Origin of the sequence: Streptococcus sp. HF-100, from assembly GCF_015594635.1 — a bacterium.
Lineage (GTDB): Bacteria > Bacillota > Bacilli > Lactobacillales > Streptococcaceae > Streptococcus > Streptococcus vaginalis.
On the sequence record NZ_JADNQV010000009.1, the window covers coordinates 52,892 to 69,697 of the forward strand.

16 protein-coding genes are annotated in these 16,806 nt (G+C 38.0%); 14 read left to right on the forward strand and 2 right to left on the reverse strand.

The genetic code is table 11. The features are described from left to right. Nucleotides 1-71 precede the first annotated feature (71 nt). From IYQ23_RS08540 to IYQ23_RS08600, 13 genes are all read left to right on the forward strand, one after another. Nucleotides 72-764 carry a phosphoglycerate mutase gene (locus IYQ23_RS08540; RefSeq protein ID WP_003023729.1) on the forward strand — a complete coding sequence of 231 codons (693 nt, stop codon included), beginning with the start codon at nt 72-74 and terminating at the stop codon, nt 762-764. A gap of 156 nt (nt 765-920) precedes the next feature. Further along, complete coding sequence (gene pbp2b, locus IYQ23_RS08545; RefSeq protein WP_195674667.1) at nt 921-2,981, forward strand: penicillin-binding protein PBP2B; 2,061 nt, start codon at nt 921-923, stop codon at nt 2,979-2,981. A gap of 10 nt (nt 2,982-2,991) precedes the next feature. After that, nucleotides 2,992-3,588, forward strand: coding sequence for a recombination mediator RecR (gene recR, locus IYQ23_RS08550; protein ID WP_003023742.1), 597 nt, complete (start codon nt 2,992-2,994; stop codon nt 3,586-3,588). Nucleotides 3,589-3,720: 132 nt separating this feature from the next. Next, nucleotides 3,721-4,767 (forward strand): D-alanine--D-alanine ligase, encoded by a 1,047-nt coding sequence (locus IYQ23_RS08555; protein ID WP_195674651.1) that lies wholly within the window; start codon nt 3,721-3,723, stop codon nt 4,765-4,767. A 131-nt stretch (nt 4,768-4,898) separates the two neighbouring features. Beyond that, on the forward strand, nt 4,899-6,269 hold the full coding sequence (locus tag IYQ23_RS08560) for a UDP-N-acetylmuramoyl-tripeptide--D-alanyl-D-alanine ligase (protein WP_195674652.1): 1,371 nt from the start codon (nt 4,899-4,901) through the stop codon (nt 6,267-6,269). Continuing rightward, nucleotides 6,259-6,810: a DUF1697 domain-containing protein gene (locus IYQ23_RS08565; protein WP_195674653.1), complete on the forward strand. Its 552-nt coding sequence runs from the start codon at nt 6,259-6,261 to the stop codon at nt 6,808-6,810. Before IYQ23_RS08560 ends, IYQ23_RS08565 begins: the two co-directional genes overlap by 11 nt. 3 nt (nt 6,811-6,813) lie before the next feature. Further along, nucleotides 6,814-7,512 carry a TIGR02206 family membrane protein gene (locus IYQ23_RS08570; protein WP_195674654.1) on the forward strand — a complete coding sequence of 233 codons (699 nt, stop codon included), beginning with the start codon at nt 6,814-6,816 and terminating at the stop codon, nt 7,510-7,512. Between the two features lie 6 nt (nt 7,513-7,518). Then, entirely contained in the window at nt 7,519-8,199 is a 681-nt protein-coding gene (locus IYQ23_RS08575; RefSeq protein WP_195674668.1) for a TIGR02206 family membrane protein, read from the forward strand. Between the two features lie 133 nt (nt 8,200-8,332). After that, the gene (locus tag IYQ23_RS08580; RefSeq protein ID WP_195674655.1) at nt 8,333-8,740 is read left to right on the forward strand and encodes a helix-turn-helix transcriptional regulator; all 408 of its coding nucleotides are present in this window, start codon (nt 8,333-8,335) and stop codon (nt 8,738-8,740) included. An 11-nt stretch (nt 8,741-8,751) separates the two neighbouring features. Then, nucleotides 8,752-9,072, forward strand: coding sequence for a hypothetical protein (locus IYQ23_RS08585; protein ID WP_003023751.1), 321 nt, complete (start codon nt 8,752-8,754; stop codon nt 9,070-9,072). A 189-nt stretch (nt 9,073-9,261) separates the two neighbouring features. Next, complete coding sequence (locus IYQ23_RS08590) at nt 9,262-10,806, forward strand: peptide chain release factor 3 (protein ID WP_022526648.1); 1,545 nt, start codon at nt 9,262-9,264, stop codon at nt 10,804-10,806. Between the two features lie 627 nt (nt 10,807-11,433). Next, a complete protein-coding gene (locus IYQ23_RS08595) occupies nt 11,434-12,342 on the forward strand; it encodes a magnesium transporter CorA family protein (protein ID WP_195674656.1) in 909 nt (302 codons plus the stop codon). Nucleotides 12,343-12,661: 319 nt separating this feature from the next. Then, a complete protein-coding gene (locus tag IYQ23_RS08600) occupies nt 12,662-14,218 on the forward strand; it encodes a DEAD/DEAH box helicase (RefSeq protein ID WP_195674657.1) in 1,557 nt (518 codons plus the stop codon). 64 nt (nt 14,219-14,282) lie between these two features. Here the strand turns inward: IYQ23_RS08600 and lacD are convergent, their stop codons facing one another. Then, the gene (gene lacD / locus IYQ23_RS08605; RefSeq protein WP_195674658.1) at nt 14,283-15,233 is read right to left on the reverse strand and encodes a tagatose-bisphosphate aldolase; all 951 of its coding nucleotides are present in this window, start codon (nt 15,231-15,233) and stop codon (nt 14,283-14,285) included. A 170-nt stretch (nt 15,234-15,403) separates the two neighbouring features. On the opposite strand from lacD, the gene IYQ23_RS08610 reads away from it, so the two are divergent. Next, nucleotides 15,404-16,150 (forward strand): DeoR/GlpR family DNA-binding transcription regulator, encoded by a 747-nt coding sequence (locus IYQ23_RS08610; protein WP_003023761.1) that lies wholly within the window; start codon nt 15,404-15,406, stop codon nt 16,148-16,150. A 132-nt stretch (nt 16,151-16,282) separates the two neighbouring features. Here IYQ23_RS08610 and lacB read toward each other — a convergent pair whose 3' ends face one another. After that, entirely contained in the window at nt 16,283-16,801 is a 519-nt protein-coding gene (lacB, locus tag IYQ23_RS08615) for a galactose-6-phosphate isomerase subunit LacB (RefSeq protein WP_003030053.1), read from the reverse strand. Nucleotides 16,802-16,806 lie beyond the last annotated feature (5 nt).

A 16,806-nucleotide genomic window follows, 5' to 3' on the forward strand; every position in this document is an offset into this window, starting at 1 on the left:
TTTTTGAAAAAATTTTGTAAAATATAGTAGTGACTGTGAGACAGTTTTCAAAAATCAAAGGAGAATTTCTAATGGTAAAATTAGTTTTTGCTCGCCACGGTGAGTCTGAATGGAACAAAGCAAACCTCTTTACAGGTTGGGCTGATGTTGATTTGTCTGAAAAAGGGACGCAACAAGCTATTGATGCTGGTAAATTGATTAAAGAAGCTGGTATTGAGTTTGACCAAGCTTACACATCTGTTTTGACACGCGCTATCAAAACAACAAATCTTGCCCTTGAAGCGGCAGGTCAACTTTGGGTGCCAGTTGAAAAGTCATGGCGTTTGAATGAACGTCACTATGGTGGTTTGACAGGTCAAAACAAAGCTGAAGCAGCTGAAAAATGGGGTGACGAACAAGTTCATATTTGGCGTCGTTCTTATGATGTATTGCCACCAGCTATGGCAAAAGATGATCAATATTCAGCACACACTGATCGTCGTTATGCAAATCTTGATGACTCAGTTATTCCAGATGCAGAAAACTTGAAAGTAACCTTGGAACGCGCTCTTCCATTCTGGGAAGATAAAATCGCTCCAGCTTTGAAAGACGGTAAAAATGTATTCGTAGGTGCACATGGTAATTCTATTCGTGCCCTTGTAAAACACATCAAAAAATTGTCAGATGACGAAATCATGAATGTGGAAATTCCTAACTTCCCACCACTTGTATTTGAATTTGATGAAAAATTGAATCTAGTGAAAGAATACTATCTTGGGAAATAAGTCCAATATAATATTAAGAGGCTCTGCGTAAGCAGGGCTTTTTAATATCATGCAAAGCTTTCATTTTTTAGCTGTGTTTTTTATCAATGTTTTCCATTTTCCACGACTTCATTTAGGTGGATTTATGGTACAATAAAAGATAGCATTTTGACTAGAATGAGAGATACCATGTCTAAGAAAAAAAGAACATTTAATAGCCATTCAATCCCACGACGCTTGAATTTATTATTTGGAATTGTGATTTTACTGTTTATGAGTTTAATTGTGCGTTTGGGCTATATGCAGGTTGTCCATAGAGATTTTTATACAAAAAAATTAGCGACAGCTAGCAAGACTAAAGTGACAACCAGTTCGGTTCGGGGTCAGATTTATGATGCGAGTGGGAAACCTTTGGTGGAAAATACAACCAAACAAGTTGTCTCTTTCACACGTAGCAACAAAATGACGGCTGCAGAGATTAAAGAAATTGCTCAAAAATTGCTTCCATTGGTTTCTATTTCCAGCGCAGATGTTACTGAGCGTCAACAAGTAGATTATTATTTGGCAGACAGCGAGGTTTATAAGAAGGTCGTTAATCAGCTACCTAAAAATAAAAAATATGGTACAGATGGAAATCGTTTGGCAGAGTCTCAGATTTATAATAATGCCGTTAAGAATGTTGATGTAGCAAAGTTAAACTACTCAGATGAAGATAAAAAAGCTATTTATTTGTTTAGTCAGATGAATGCTATTTCTAATTTTGAAACGGGAAATATTCGTACGGATAATTTATCAGCTGATCAGATTGCGACAATCGCCTCTAGCTCGAAAGAACTGTCTGGTATCAGTATTACCACCAGCTGGGACAGGAAAGTGTTGGATACTTCTTTGGCTTCTATCATCGGAAGCGTTTCAAGTGAAAAGGCAGGGCTACCCGCAGAAGAAGTGAATGCTTATTTGAAAAAAGGCTATTCTCTTAATGATCGTGTTGGGACGAGTTATTTGGAAAAACAATATGAGTCTACACTTCAAGGAAAACGCGCAGTCAAAGAAATCAATCTTGATAAAAATGGAAATATGGAAAGCGTGAAAAATATTTTCAATGGTAGTAAGGGAAATAATCTAAAATTAACAACAGATTTAGCTTTTCAGAACGGTGTAGAAGATATTTTGAGAAAGTATTTTAGTGCGGAATTAGCGAGCGGAAATGCGACATATTCTGAAGGCGTATATGCTGTTGCGATGAATCCTAAAACGGGAGCTATTTTAGCCATGGCTGGTCTGAAGCACGATACCAATACAGGAGAACTAACAACAGACTCTCTTGGAACGATTATGAACAACTTTGTGCCGGGTTCTGTGGTGAAAGGAGCTACTTTAACAGCTGGCTGGGAATCTGGAGCTATCACAGGTAACCAAGTTCTGACAGATCAACCGATTTCTTTTGGAGGCTCCTCTGCCATCACTTCTTGGTTCACACAATATGGGGCTCGCCAAATTACGGCTTTAGAGGCACTAGAATATTCATCCAATACTTATATGGTTCAGCTAGCTTTAAATATGATGGGAACGCCTTATACGCCCAATATGGCAATTGATTTGACGAATTTGAACTCCTCTATGGACAAATTGCGTAAAGCTTTTGCTCAATATGGCTTGGGAGCATCTACAGGAATTGATTTGCCAAGTGAATCAGAAGGCTACACACCTAAGAATTATACGTTTGCGAACTACTTAACCAATGCTTTTGGGCAGTTTGATAACTATACTCCAATGCAGTTGGCGCAATATGCTGCAACGGTAGCTAATGGCGGTACTCGTATTGCACCACACTTAGTAGAAGGAATTTATGACAACAATGAGACGGGCGGGCTTGGAAAGCTGATTGAATCCAAGTCAACCAAAGAGCTGAATAAAGTTGATATTTCAAAAGAGAATATGGATTTGATTCGACAAGGTTTTTATCAGGTAGTTCATGGTACAAGCGGATTTACTACAGGGCGTACTTTGTCACAAGGTGAAGCAGTGCCGATTAGCGCCAAAACAGGGACGGCAGAAACCTTTGCAGGTGGAAAGGAAGCCATTAATACGAATGTAGTGGCTTATGCGCCAAGTAACAACCCGCAGATTGCAGTGGCAGTTGTGTTCCCGCACAATACAAACTTATCGTCAACCGTTAGCCATAGTATAACTCGTGATATTATTAACTTGTATCATCAACAGCATCCAATGAATTAGAAAGGATACTATGCTTTATCCAACACCGATTGCAAAATTGATTGATAGCTTTTCAAAATTACCAGGAATTGGCATAAAAACAGCAACGCGTTTGGCGTTTTATACCATTGGTATGAGTGATGATGATGTCAATGAATTTGCTAAAAATTTGCTTGCAGCGAAACGTGAGCTGACCTATTGTTCTATTTGTGGTAATCTAACGGATGATAATCCTTGTGCTATCTGCACCGATGAGACACGGGATCAATCTACTATTTTGGTTGTAGAAGATAGCCGAGATGTATCTGCTATGGAAAATATTCAAGAATACCATGGTTTGTACCATGTTTTGCAGGGATTGATTTCTCCTATGAATGGTATTGGACCAGACGACATCAATCTGAAAAGTCTCATTACACGGTTGATGGATAGTGAGGTAACAGAGGTAATTGTGGCAACCAATGCGACAGCAGATGGGGAAGCGACTTCCATGTATATCTCACGGGTGTTAAAACCAGCTGGTATCAAGGTAACGCGCCTGGCTCGTGGATTAGCAGTTGGTTCTGATATTGAATATGCAGACGAAGTGACGCTGCTTCGGGCTATTGAGAATCGCACAGAATTGTAAAAAAGAAAATAGAGCTTTCCTTTAAAAGAAAATGGAAGCTCTTTTTCTATTCAAAAACAATCTAAAATATGATATACTAAAAAGCGATTAAATTTGTAGATTTCTTTTAAGATAAGAAGGTTAGGTATAAAAATGGCAAAACAACAAATTATTCTCCTTTACGGTGGTCGCAGTGCCGAACGAAAGGTCTCTGTCTTATCAGCGGAGAGTGTCATGCGTGCGATTGACTATGATAAATTCTTTGTGAAGACTTATTTTATCACACAAGCGGGTGACTTTATCAAGACGCAAGAATTTTCACGCAAACCTGCTGATGATGAAAAATTGATGACAAATGATACCGTCATTGAGAGTCAAAAAATGAAGCCGAGTGATATTTACGAAGAAGGAGCTGTTGTGTTCCCCGTTCTTCATGGTCCAATGGGAGAGGACGGGTCTATCCAAGGATTTCTTGAAGTGTTGAAAATGCCTTATGTGGGTTGCAATATCCTTTCTTCTAGTGTTGCTATGGACAAAATCACGACTAAACGTGTATTAGCTTCTGATGGCATTCCGCAAGTTCCCTATGTAGCAGTGATTGAAGGGGAAAACATAGACGAAAAGATTGCAGCAGTAGAAGCCAATCTAACTTATCCAGTTTTTACAAAACCGTCAAATATGGGCTCTAGTGTCGGCATTTCTAAGTCTGAAAATCAAGATGAATTGCGCTCTGCTCTTGAATTGGCTTTCAAATATGATAGCCGTGTCTTGATTGAGCAAGGTGTCAATGCGCGTGAAATTGAAGTTGGTTTACTTGGAAATGAAGGAGCCAAAAGCAGTTTGCCAGGTGAGGTAGTGAAAGATGTTGCTTTCTATGACTACGAAGCCAAGTACATTGACAACAAAATCACCATGGATATTCCTGCAAAACTCTCTGAAGATGTCATTGCCACTATGCGGCAATATGCTGAAAAAGCATTCCATGCTATTGGCGGTGTTGGTTTAGCTCGCTGCGATTTCTTTTATACTGATAAGGGCGAGATTTTCCTTAATGAGTTAAACACGATGCCAGGTTTCACTCAATGGTCGATGTATCCGTTGCTTTGGGAAAATATGGGCATTTCTTATACAGATTTGATTGAGAAATTAGTTCTCTTAGCGCAAGAAACATTTGCAAAACATGAAGAGCATTTGTTGTAAGACAAGATTGAAAGAGCCGAAAGGTTCTTTTTTCTATTGTTTTAGTATGTCTTTGGCGAGTGTGTGTAAAAGTAGGTTATTCTGTGGTATAATGAGAGAGTTAGAGAAATTTAAGACATATAGGTGAAAAAATGCAATTAACGTTCTATGAAGTAGCTTCTGTATTGAAAGCACAAAATGATGTTCATCAATTTCCAGATTGTACATTTGGAAAGGCAGAATTTGACAGTCGATTGATTGGAGAGGGAGACTTGTTTGTTCCTCTTAAAGGAGCACGTGACGGGCACGATTTTATTGTGACGGCATTTGAAAATGGTGCTGTGGCAACCTTGTCAGAAAAAGAATTGGACGACTATCCTTATATTTTAGTTGATAATGTGTTGGCAGCATTGCAGCGTTTGGCACAGTATTATCTGGAAAAAATGAAGGTAGATGTCTTTGCAGTTACGGGTTCTAACGGTAAGACGACGACCAAAGATATGCTGGCTCACCTCTTGTCAACAACTTACAAGACTTATAAAACGCAAGGAAACTACAATAATGAAATTGGTCTTCCTTATACGGTTTTACACATGCCAGATGACACCGAAAAATTGGTTTTGGAAATGGGGCAAGATCACATGGGGGATATTCACCTTCTGTCCACAATTGCGCAGCCAAAAGTAGGTATTGTGACGCTGATTGGCGAAGCGCATTTAGAATTCTTTAAAAGTCGTTATGAAATTGCAAAAGGAAAAATGCAAATTGTCGACGGCATGAAAGACGGGGCTCTTTTGGTTGTTCCAGCGGACAAGATTATTAATGATTTTCTACCGAGCCAGCTAAATGTAGTCCGTTTTGGTCCAGACGAAGATATTTTCCTAACGAAATTAGAAGAACGAAAAGATAGTTTGAGTTTTGAAACCAATTTCTTAGATAACGCCATTGACCTTCCAGTAACTGGAAAATACAATGCAACAAATGCCATGATTGCAGCTTATGTGGCATTGAAAGAAGGAGTAACACAAGATAAGATCCAAAAAGCATTTGCAACGCTTGAATTAACACGAAATCGCACCGAGTGGAAGAAAGCTAAAAATGGTGCGGATATCCTTTCAGATGTTTACAATGCCAATCCAACTGCTATGCGATTGATTTTAGAGACATTTTCAACGATTCCGTTTAATGAAAAAGGTCGGAAACTGGCAGTTTTAGCTGATATGAAAGAATTGGGGGCTGATTCTAAACAAATGCACGGTGCCATGATAACCAGCCTAAATCCAGAAATTCTTTCAGAAATTTTCCTTTATGGAGAGGACATGGCTGCTCTATTTGCCTATGCTAAGGAAATTTTCCCGCCTGGGAAAGCCCATTATTTTGTAAAAAATGCTGAAAAAGATCAATTTTCTGACTTAGTAAAGGCTGTTAAAGAAGCACTCAAACCAACGGATCAATTACTAATAAAAGGAAGTAACTCTATGAACTTAGCTAGTTTAGTGGAGGAATTGGAGAATGAAGGGTAACAATAAAGTACAGTATCTTGCCCTCCTTCGTGGTGTGATGCCAACAGGACCAAATCGGATCCCTAAGATGAGTGATTTGGTTCAAATGTTGGAACAATCTGGTTTAGATAATGTTTCAAGTTATATTCAATCAGGCAATGTGATTTGCGAAACAAGCCTACCAGCTGAAGAATTAGCACAACACATGCATCAGGTGATATTGGAAAGCATTGGTGCAAATTTATCCATTATCGTAAAAGAAAAGTCCGATTTAGAAAGGGCTATTTTAGGAAATCCCTTTTCTGAGGAGTTGGATTCGTCACGGATTCATCTCGTTTTTACAAACAATCACATTTCAACGGAGCAATTGGCAGAACTGCAAGTAATGAACTTTATGGACGAAATATTTGCAGTTGGAACTGCTTGCCTTTATATGTATTTACCAAGAGATGCCAAAAAAAAGAAGTTAAATAATAATTTTCTTGAAAAGAAGTTAGGTATTGTCGCTACAACAAGAAAGCTAAGTGTTATCAAAGAATTAAGTAATAGGATGGATGAGTAGGAGATGAATCTACAAGAATTTTTTACAAGTCATAAAACGGAGGCCCCTCAATTAACTCCATTTTGGTATGGAATGATGTTTTTAGGAATCATTTATGTCATGTATAGTGCTGTAAAATATCATAAAAACAGGCGCTATCAGAACTTTTTGAAAGCTGTACAAGGTTTACAAATTTTAGTGCTTTATGGCTGGTATATTGTGACCTTGTCACCAATTTCTGAATCACTTCCTTTTTATCATTGCAGATTGGCGATGTTTGCTGTTTTGCTACTGCCTGATTCTTCAACCTATAAACAGTATTTTGCGCTTTTAGGAGTATTTGGACCTATTTGTGCATTGGTCTATCCTTTATTTGATCCATTTGCTTTTCCTCACATCACTTTAGTCTCCTATTTGATTGGTCACTATGCTCTTTTGGGAAATTCTCTCACCTATTTGCTGAATCATTATGATAGCGAGTTATTGAATTTACGGCGAATTGTAGAGATTAGCTTTAGTATGAATCTTTTATTGATATTTATAAATCTGGTGAGCGGTGGAAATTATGGTTTTTTGAAAGTACCACCTTTAGTTGGAAGTCATGGAATGATTGCTAACTATATTTTTGTTTCATTGACCTTGATTTTAGCAATTTTCGTGGTCTCTCTGATTTTTAAACAAATCAGACAAGAACAAGAAGAAACAGTAAGACAGGAAAATTAAGCTATGCTGAATGATTTTTTAACGACTCAAAAGACAGCACCACCTCCCATTTCTGCTATGGGCTATGTGACGATGATAGGAACTCTCTTGTTCCTCATTTACACTTCAGTTCACTATGCGCAAAACCCACTGTATCAGAAAACTTTTAAATATTTACAAGCTTTTCAATTAGTTATACTTTATTCTTGGTATTTTGGTTTCCATATTTCATTTGCAAATAATCTGCCTTTTTATCATTGCCGCTTAGCCATGTTTGCCATGTTGCTGCTACCAGATAAATGCCGAAGCAAACAGTATTTTGCTCTTTTAGGTGTCAGCGGGGCGATTTTTGCCATTGGTTATCCAGTTTTTGACCCCTATGATTTTCCGCATATCACTAGTTTTTCATTTCTTCTGGGGCATTACTGCCTCTTGATTAATTCGCTGGTTTATCTTATCAACCACTATGACAAGCAGATTTTGAAGAAGTATGTGATTGTAGGCTACACTTTTGCCTTGGATTTGTTTTTAGTTGGTGTCAATGCCGTCACTGGTGGAAATTATGGATTGATGACTCATCCCCCGCTTATAAAAGGAGACCGGATCTGGGTGAATTACGTACTTGTCTCACTGGTTCTGGCCACCGCTTTGCTCCTTTTTGATGAATATTTTAAAAGGCGATGGAAAAAGCAATCAAAATTAGTTTAAAGCTTTAAGCATTACATCCTCTGTCAAATTTATTTGGCAGGATTTTTTATTGTTTTTTCTCAATGTAAAAAAATTTTGCTAGATTTTATAAACGAAAATAGTAAAATAAAAGTAGAAAGATAGGAGTGAGGTAATGGAAATTGGAAGAAAGTTAAAAGAAGCACGTCAGATGAGTGGCTTGACACAGGAAAATGTCGCAGAAAAATTAAATGTATCTAGACAAACCATTTCAAATTGGGAAACAGAAAAATTTTATCCGGATATTTTATATGTTTTGCAGTTAAGTGATTTATACCAGGTTAGCTTGGATGAATTGCTGAAAGGAGATGAGCGCATGATTCAGCACTTAGAAGATTCGACGAACGTTGTAAAGAGCAACCAAAAGATTTTACTGGCTTTTATATGTAATATTTGTCTTTTATTCCTTTTCTTTATTTTTATCATTCCAATCTCCAAGAGTTATCTGCTGACCTTGTTGGCAGTAGCTCTGGTGGTTGGCACCACAGGTTATATATTAGTACAAATTATTCGTAAAATATAGGAGGTTCTATCATGACTTGGTATCTATTGACCTTGATTGGCTTACTCGTCGTAACAAATGGGCTGTTTGTGTATCAATTGTTTAAACTAGTTGAATTAGATGCTGCGGTTCGCGGGATGAAACATCCTAAGTTCTGGGGAGTTTTGGCAGCTGGCAGTCAACGGGGAGAAGGCTTGATTTTATACTTATTAAACCGAAACAAGGCTGTTTTTTCCATGACGGAAGAAGAAAAAGAAGAACTTCAAATGAGAAAACAACGGATTATTTATTTACTGGTTTTAATCATGATATTGGTAATTTTTCTCTTTGCTAGTGTGATTGTGAGATTCTAGAATGTAGTCTCTTGTATCAAGAAACAGAAAATCGCTCGAACAGAGCGATTTTTATATGTTCTAAGCAATTGAAAAAATCCTTTGAATCCGCTATAATAGGTAGGTTGAAACAAGTTAGGAGCAGTCCAATGTAATAAGAGTTTTCACAGAAATCGAAAGAAAAAGTATAAAAAAGAAAAAGAGGATATAATGACGATTCAAGATGAAATAAAAAAACGCCGAACTTTTGCGATTATCTCTCACCCGGATGCAGGGAAGACCACGATTACAGAGCAGTTGCTCTACTTTGGAGGCGAGATTCGTGAAGCAGGTACGGTCAAGGGTAAGAAGACCGGAAACTTTGCCAAATCTGACTGGATGGATATTGAGAAACAGCGGGGGATTTCAGTGACCTCTTCTGTCATGCAGTTTGACTATGCTGGAAAACGGGTCAATATTCTTGATACACCAGGGCACGAAGATTTTTCAGAAGATACCTACCGTACCCTCATGGCTGTGGATGCAGCAGTCATGGTGGTGGACTCTGCAAAAGGGATTGAAGCCCAGACTAAAAAGCTCTTTGAGGTTGTCAAACACCGCAATATCCCAGTCTTTACGTTTATCAATAAACTGGACCGCGACGGACGTGAACCCCTTGATTTGCTGGAAGAATTAGAAGAAGTACTTGGTATTGCCAGCTATCCGATGAATTGGCCGATTGGGATGGGGAAATCCTTTGAAGGTCTCTATGATTTGCACAATCAGCGGCTGGAGCTCTATAAAGGTGATGAACGCTTTGCCAGCATCGAAGAGGGAGAAAAAATATTTGGCAACAATCCCTTTTATGCTCAGGTTTTGGAGGATATTGAACTCCTACAAGAAGCGGGAAATGAATTTTCACAGGAAGCTATTTTTAATGGGGAATTAACCCCTGTCTTCTTTGGTTCAGCCCTAACTAACTTTGGAGTGCAGACTTTTCTTGACACTTTCTTGGAGTTTGCACCAGAGCCTCATGGACACAAAACCACAGATAATCAGGAAATCAGCCCGCTGGATAAGGATTTTTCAGGATTTGTCTTTAAAATCCAAGCCAATATGGATCCAAGACACCGTGATCGCATTGCTTTTGTCCGCATCGTATCGGGCGAATTTGAGCGCGGTATGAGTGTAAATCTGACCCGTATCAAAAAAGCTGTCAAACTCTCAAATGTCACCCAGTTTATGGCAGAATCACGTGAAAATGTAGAAAATGCGGTGGCCGGTGATATCATTGGGGTTTACGATACAGGGACTTATCAAGTTGGTGATACTTTGACAGTTGGTAAAAATAAGTTTGAGTTTGAACCCCTGCCAACCTTTACCCCAGAAATTTTCATGAAGGTTGCAGCTAAAAATGTCATGAAGCAAAAATCCTTCCACAAAGGAATTGAGCAGCTGGTCCAAGAAGGAGCTATCCAGCTCTACACCAACTACCAGACTGGTGAGTACATGTTGGGAGCTGTCGGTCAGCTTCAGTTTGAAGTCTTCAAGCACCGCATGGAAAATGAATACAATGCCGAAGTAGTCATGACACCCATGGGCAAAAAGACTGTCCGCTGGATTTCACCAGATGATCTGGACGAGCGTATGTCCTCCAGCCGCAATATTTTAGCCAAGGACCGCTTTGACCAGCCTGTCTTTCTCTTTGAAAATGACTTTGCCTTGCGCTGGTTTGCCGATAAATATCCAGATGTCAAGTTGGAAGAGAAGATGTGAGAGCGTTAAAAATCCGACAGAAAATTAGAAAATCTGACGAAGAAGCGATTGCTTCTAGGAGGATTTAGCTCGAACTCAGTTAGAGAAAATGTAAGACGTTGCCAATGACTAGTAACTGAAGTTACTGTCATTGGACGGCAGCCACTATGTGCGGTCTACCTAAACGGCTTACTAACTGTGTCGAATAAGTAAAATCGAATTGTTCGACTTCGTGTCGTAGCTCAGTACCAACAATTGGAACTGAAGGTTCCTAATTGTTGGACGCTAGCCACTGTAGGGGGACTAGCTAACTGCCTTACTAACTTCGTCAGACGAATAAAATCGATTCGTCTGACTCTGTGTCGTAACGCTAGGAAAAATAGGAAGCTTTATCTATCTTCATAGGATTTAGTTCAAACTCAATTAAAAAAATGTGAGACTTACCACTGCATATTAGCAGAGTAATTCATTTAAAAACTATGCTATTGTTGGAGTTTTATCGTAATGATTTTTGAAACAGAACTGGGTTAAGTGAGTTCGTTTGTTAGCATATCAAGCATTAGATAAAGAAGTGCAATAACGATTGATGAAGGATTGAGCGTTTTTCTCAATCCTTTAGATTATTTAAAGTCAAGAAAGGAGAAAAGGGTGTTTATTGAAAAAGAGTTGAAAAATGGAATGTCTTGGATAAACTTAGATGCAGATATTTTAAGTCAACATCCAGATTCTTATAAGGAATACAATATTGATGAAGAAACGATTGAGTACGCGTTAGATAAAAATGAACGAGCGCACATGGATTACAATCGTGAAACAGGAACAGTCGTTTTTATTTTCAACGTATTAAACTTAAAAAGGGATAAGGACTATTATGAAACTATTCCTATGACCTTTATTGTACAGAAAGATAAACTCTTAACAGTCAGCAATCGAGCAAATACTTATGTTGTAGACATGATGAAAAACTATATTGAACATCATGAACCTGTGACGGTGTACAAATTTCTATTTGCTAGTTTAGAATTGGTGTGCAATTCTTATTATCCCATTATTGAAAAAATGGATGAGACAAAGGATCATATCAATCAGTTATTGCACAAAACGACCACCAAGAAAAATCTCTTTGCTTTAGCAGACTTAGAAACTTCCATAGTCTATTTGGTAGCAGCTGCAAAGCAAAATCGCATGCTGTTAGAGCACATTAAAGGACATGCAATTTATCGCCATTTAGATGAGATTGAAAAAGAGCAGTTTGACGATGTCATGATTGAAGCTCGCCAATTAGTAGCAATGACAGACTTGATTTCTCAAGTTCTCAGTCAATTGTCAGGTTCTTACAACAATATTTTGAACAACAATCTGAATGATAATTTGACCGTTTTAACAATCATTTCAGTCCTTTTAGCAGTCCTTGCAGTTATTACGGGATTCTTTGGCATGAATGTGCCACTTCCATTGTCTAATGATAAAAATGCTTGGATTTATATTGTTGTTATTAGTCTCGTTCTGTGGGTTGTATTGACCAAAGCTTTAAAATGGCTAGCCAATAAAAAGTAAAACACGCCAAGTGCATGAAGAAATTATCGTTTTCAATTAGCGTGTTTTCACGATAAATATCACTTTTTAAGTATAATTTATGCTATAATTCATTCAAAATGAATGTATTTAGTTTTAATTGGTAAATCTGTTTGAAAATTTTTTTGAAAATTGCATGTATTCTGGAAAAAAGGGTTACATGCATTTTCTTCATGCGTACGGCGTGGAAGTAAAAAATAAAACCTATCTTTTTATCATTCTTTGTGTTATACTAGATAGGTTGCAAATAACTATGTTTTATAAGGTAGCTTCGCACTGCCTTTTTAGAAAGAAGAAAAAATTGAAATTTAATGAATTACATTTGTCTGCTGAATTACTAGCAGAAATTGACAAAGCAGGCTTTGTGGAAGCCAGCCCAATCCAAGAACAAACAATCCCGCTTGCTATGGCAGGAAAAGATGTGATTGGACAAGCTCAGACTGGTACAGGAAAGACAGCCGCTTTTGGTTTTCCGACTCTTGAAAAAATTAACACAGAAAATCCTATTGTTCAGGCTTTAGTCATTGCACCAACTCGTGAATTAGCTGTCCAAAGTCAAGAGGAACTCTTCCGCTTTGGTCGAAGTAAAGGAGTGAAAGTTCGCTCTGTTTATGGTGGATCTAGCATTGAAAAGCAAATCAAGGCTCTCCGTTCAGGCGCGCACATTGTCGTTGGAACTCCAGGACGTTTATTAGACCTCATTAAGCGCAAAGCACTGAAACTCAATCATGTAGAAACGCTTATTTTAGACGAAGCGGATGAAATGCTCAATATGGGTTTCTTAGAAGACATTGAAGCAATCATCTCACGCGTGCCGGAAGAGCGTCAGACTCTTCTCTTTTCAGCTACTATGCCAGATGCTATCAAGCGGATTGGCATGAAGTTTATGAAAGAGCCAACACATGTCAAAATTGCAGCAAAAGAATTGACAACAGAACTGGTGGATCAATATTATATCCGTGTAAAAGAAAATGAAAAATTTGATACCATGACACGTCTAATGGATGTGGAACAACCAGAACTTTCTATCGTTTTTGGGCGTACCAAACGCCGAGTTGATGAATTGACTCGTGGGCTTAAAATCCGTGGTTTCCGCGCAGAGGGGATTCATGGTGATTTAGACCAAGGAAAACGTCTCCGTGTTCTTCGCGACTTTAAAAACGGAAATTTAGATGTTCTTGTTGCGACAGACGTTGCTGCGCGTGGTTTGGATATTTCTGGTGTTACACATGTTTACAATTATGACATTCCACAAGACCCAGAAAGTTATGTACACCGTATTGGGCGGACAGGTCGTGCTGGAAAATCTGGTCAGTCCATTACATTTGTTGCACCAAATGAAATGGGTTATCTTCAAATCATTGAAAGTTTGACCAAAAAACGTATGAAAGGCATGAAACCAGCCACTGCAGAAGAAGCCTTTCAAGCTAAGAAAAAAGTTGCACTTAAAAAGATTGAGCGAGATTTTGCGGATGAAAACATTCGCAACCAATTTGAAAAGTTTGGCAAAGACGCTCGCAAGTTGGCAACTGAATTTACACCGGAAGAATTGGCTTTATATATATTGACCTTAACCGTACAAGATCCAGACACTCTACCAGAAGTAGAAATCGCGCGTGAAAAGCCATTACCATTTAAGTATGTTTCGGGAGCTAATAAAGGCAATCGTAACAGCAAAAATGGGCGTCGTAGTAATGATCGTCGTGACCGTACTAATGGGCGTGACAATTACAAAAAGAGTGGTCGCCACGATCGCTTTGACAAAGAAAAGCGTTATCGCAAAGACCACAAAAAACCTCGCAATACTTCAAGTGAGAAGAAAACAGGTTTTGTCATCCGTAATAAAGGTGATAAGTAATTATACAATAATAAAAAGGCGAATAGCAATTCGTCTTTTTATGTTTTTATAAGGAGATACAAAGTTATTTAAATACAATAGGCGTAGCAGTCTCTTGGAGAACTGCATCTAATTCAACAATATTTTGTTTACCTATTGTTTCAAGCCATTTAATTGTAGCAGCTTCGCCACCTTCTTGATAGGCTTTGGTAGCACCAGCCCAAGTTGCACGGCCACAAAGGACACCGTTGAAAGTTGAGCCAGATTCCTTAGCAAAGTGAAGTGTATCTTGAAACAGCTGTGCGGATACTCCAGCAGATAAGAAAATAAATGGAAGAGAAGTTGCATTACTTTGTTCTTTGTAGAAGGCAGCAGCTTCTTCTTTGGTGTAAAGAACTTCATTTTCTGCGAATCCTTCAACATATTTCATATTGACTGGAACTTCAACTTTGAGAACATCTACGCCAAATCGTTCTTGTGAGTAAAGCTTCATTGCTTCAATGACTTTGCGAGGTTTGAGTTTGGCATATTCCTTTTCATCTGTCACCTTGGCATCATAAGAAACCAACTCAAGGAAAAATGGCATGTCTTCTGCTTTACATTCAGAAGCAATCCGTTCGATAAAGGCTTCTTTGACGTCATTGACTGTTCTATCTTCGTCAACATCTATATAGAGTAAGACTTTCACAGCATCAGCACCGTTTGCTTTGAGACGTTGGACGGAGATATTTTCAACGAGGTCAGGATAGCGACCGGGAACAGTTTTGTCATAACCTGTTTTTTCATAGGCAACTAATAATCCAGCGTTTTTATCACGAGCTTCCGCCGCTTTCCAACCTAACTCTGGATCAAGAAGGATAGAAGAAGCGTATTTTGTTAAGTATTTCGAAACTAGCACTTTAAAGGTTTCCAATTGCTCAACTGGAGTATCTTCACCAAGCATGCGACGCAAAGCTCCTCGTTGATCAATAGCTAAAGCGCCGATAATTCCGTTTTTATCACATAAACGTTTTAATTTTTCTTGTTTTGTTGTCATCTTTAGACTCCTTTTGTTTTGTATAGTTTAATTATAGAACACAAATAAAACAAAGTCAAACAATATTTTACAAAAATCAAAAAAATATTGTTTTTAATTTTTCAAAATGAATAAATTGTTGTATAATATATTTGAGGAATAAAATTATATAAAACTAGAAAGGAGATAAAATGAAAGAAGGACGGCATAGAGTGATTCTCCAAGAATTGGATCAGCAAGGAGTGGTTTCTGTCAAGAAATTAAAAGAGTTACTAGATGTAACAGATATGACGATACGTCGTGATTTGATTGATTTGGAAAAGCAAGGCTTGTTGACTCGTGTTCATGGAGGAGCTCACAAAAAAGTAAAAAATGGCTTGAATGAAGCCTCCCATACTGAAAAAACGATGTTAAATATTGAAGAAAAACGAACAATTGCTCAAAAATGTGCCAATTTGATTTTTTCTGGTGATACAGTTTTTATCGGTTCGGGAACAACGACGGATTTTATCGGAGATTATTTGGCTGATAAAAGTGTGAGTATTGTGACAAATTCGCTTCCTATTTTTGAAAAATTAAAAGATAATCCCAATTGTGATATTATCCTGATTGGCGGTCGTTATCGGGTGAAGACACAAACGTTTGTCGGACAATTTGCTAATAAATTATTGAAAGAAATCAAAGTTTCTAAAGCATTTATTGGTGTCAATGGAATTGACGGTCATAATGTCACGACTGCCAATGAAGAAGAAGGAAATGGCAATGCCATTATCTTGAACAATGCGATTGAAAAGTACATTGTGGCGGATAATAGCAAATTTGACAGCTATTCTTTCTATTGTTTCTATCAGTTGGATGATTTGGATGCAGTAATCACAGATGATCATATCTCACCAAAGGTCAAGGAAAAGTATAAATCATATACAAATGTTTTATAGTTAATATTTTAATCACCTGTTCATAGAGGAGCAGGTGATTTTGTATCTTTAGTGCGTGCGGTATTGACACATCATATTAAAAAACAGGCCTCGTCCATATTAGACTGAGCCTGATTTTCTGAGTATTGAGTTTTAGTCGTGGTATTCACCGCGAGCCCATTTAGCATTTTCTTCATCGAAAATATGGTCATTTTTAGCGATTTCAGGGCTAACTTCAATGCTATTATCGATTTTTTCAATCAATTGTTTGTTGGCTTCTGTTGGTTCGTACTCTGTTTCAAGAAAGACATCAACGATATTGTGAATAAGATTTTGACCAAGAATACGTCCACCAAAAGCGATGATATTTGCATTGAGTTCTTTCTTTGCATAGCGTGCGGTTAGAACGTCACCAACAAGAGCTACACGAGTACCGGGAACTTTGTCAGCAGAAGCAGAAATACCGACTCCTGTACCGCAAAGGGCAATTCCAAGATCAGCTTTTCCTGAAACAACATTTTCTGCAATCAGACGACCAAAGATTGGGTAATGAGTCCGGTGAAAGTCATAGGTTCCGACATCAATGACTTCATGACCGAGGTCTTTTAAATGTTCAGAAATTTTCATTTTTGTATCTGTTACGATATGGTCACAGCCAAGAGCGATTTTCATAATTT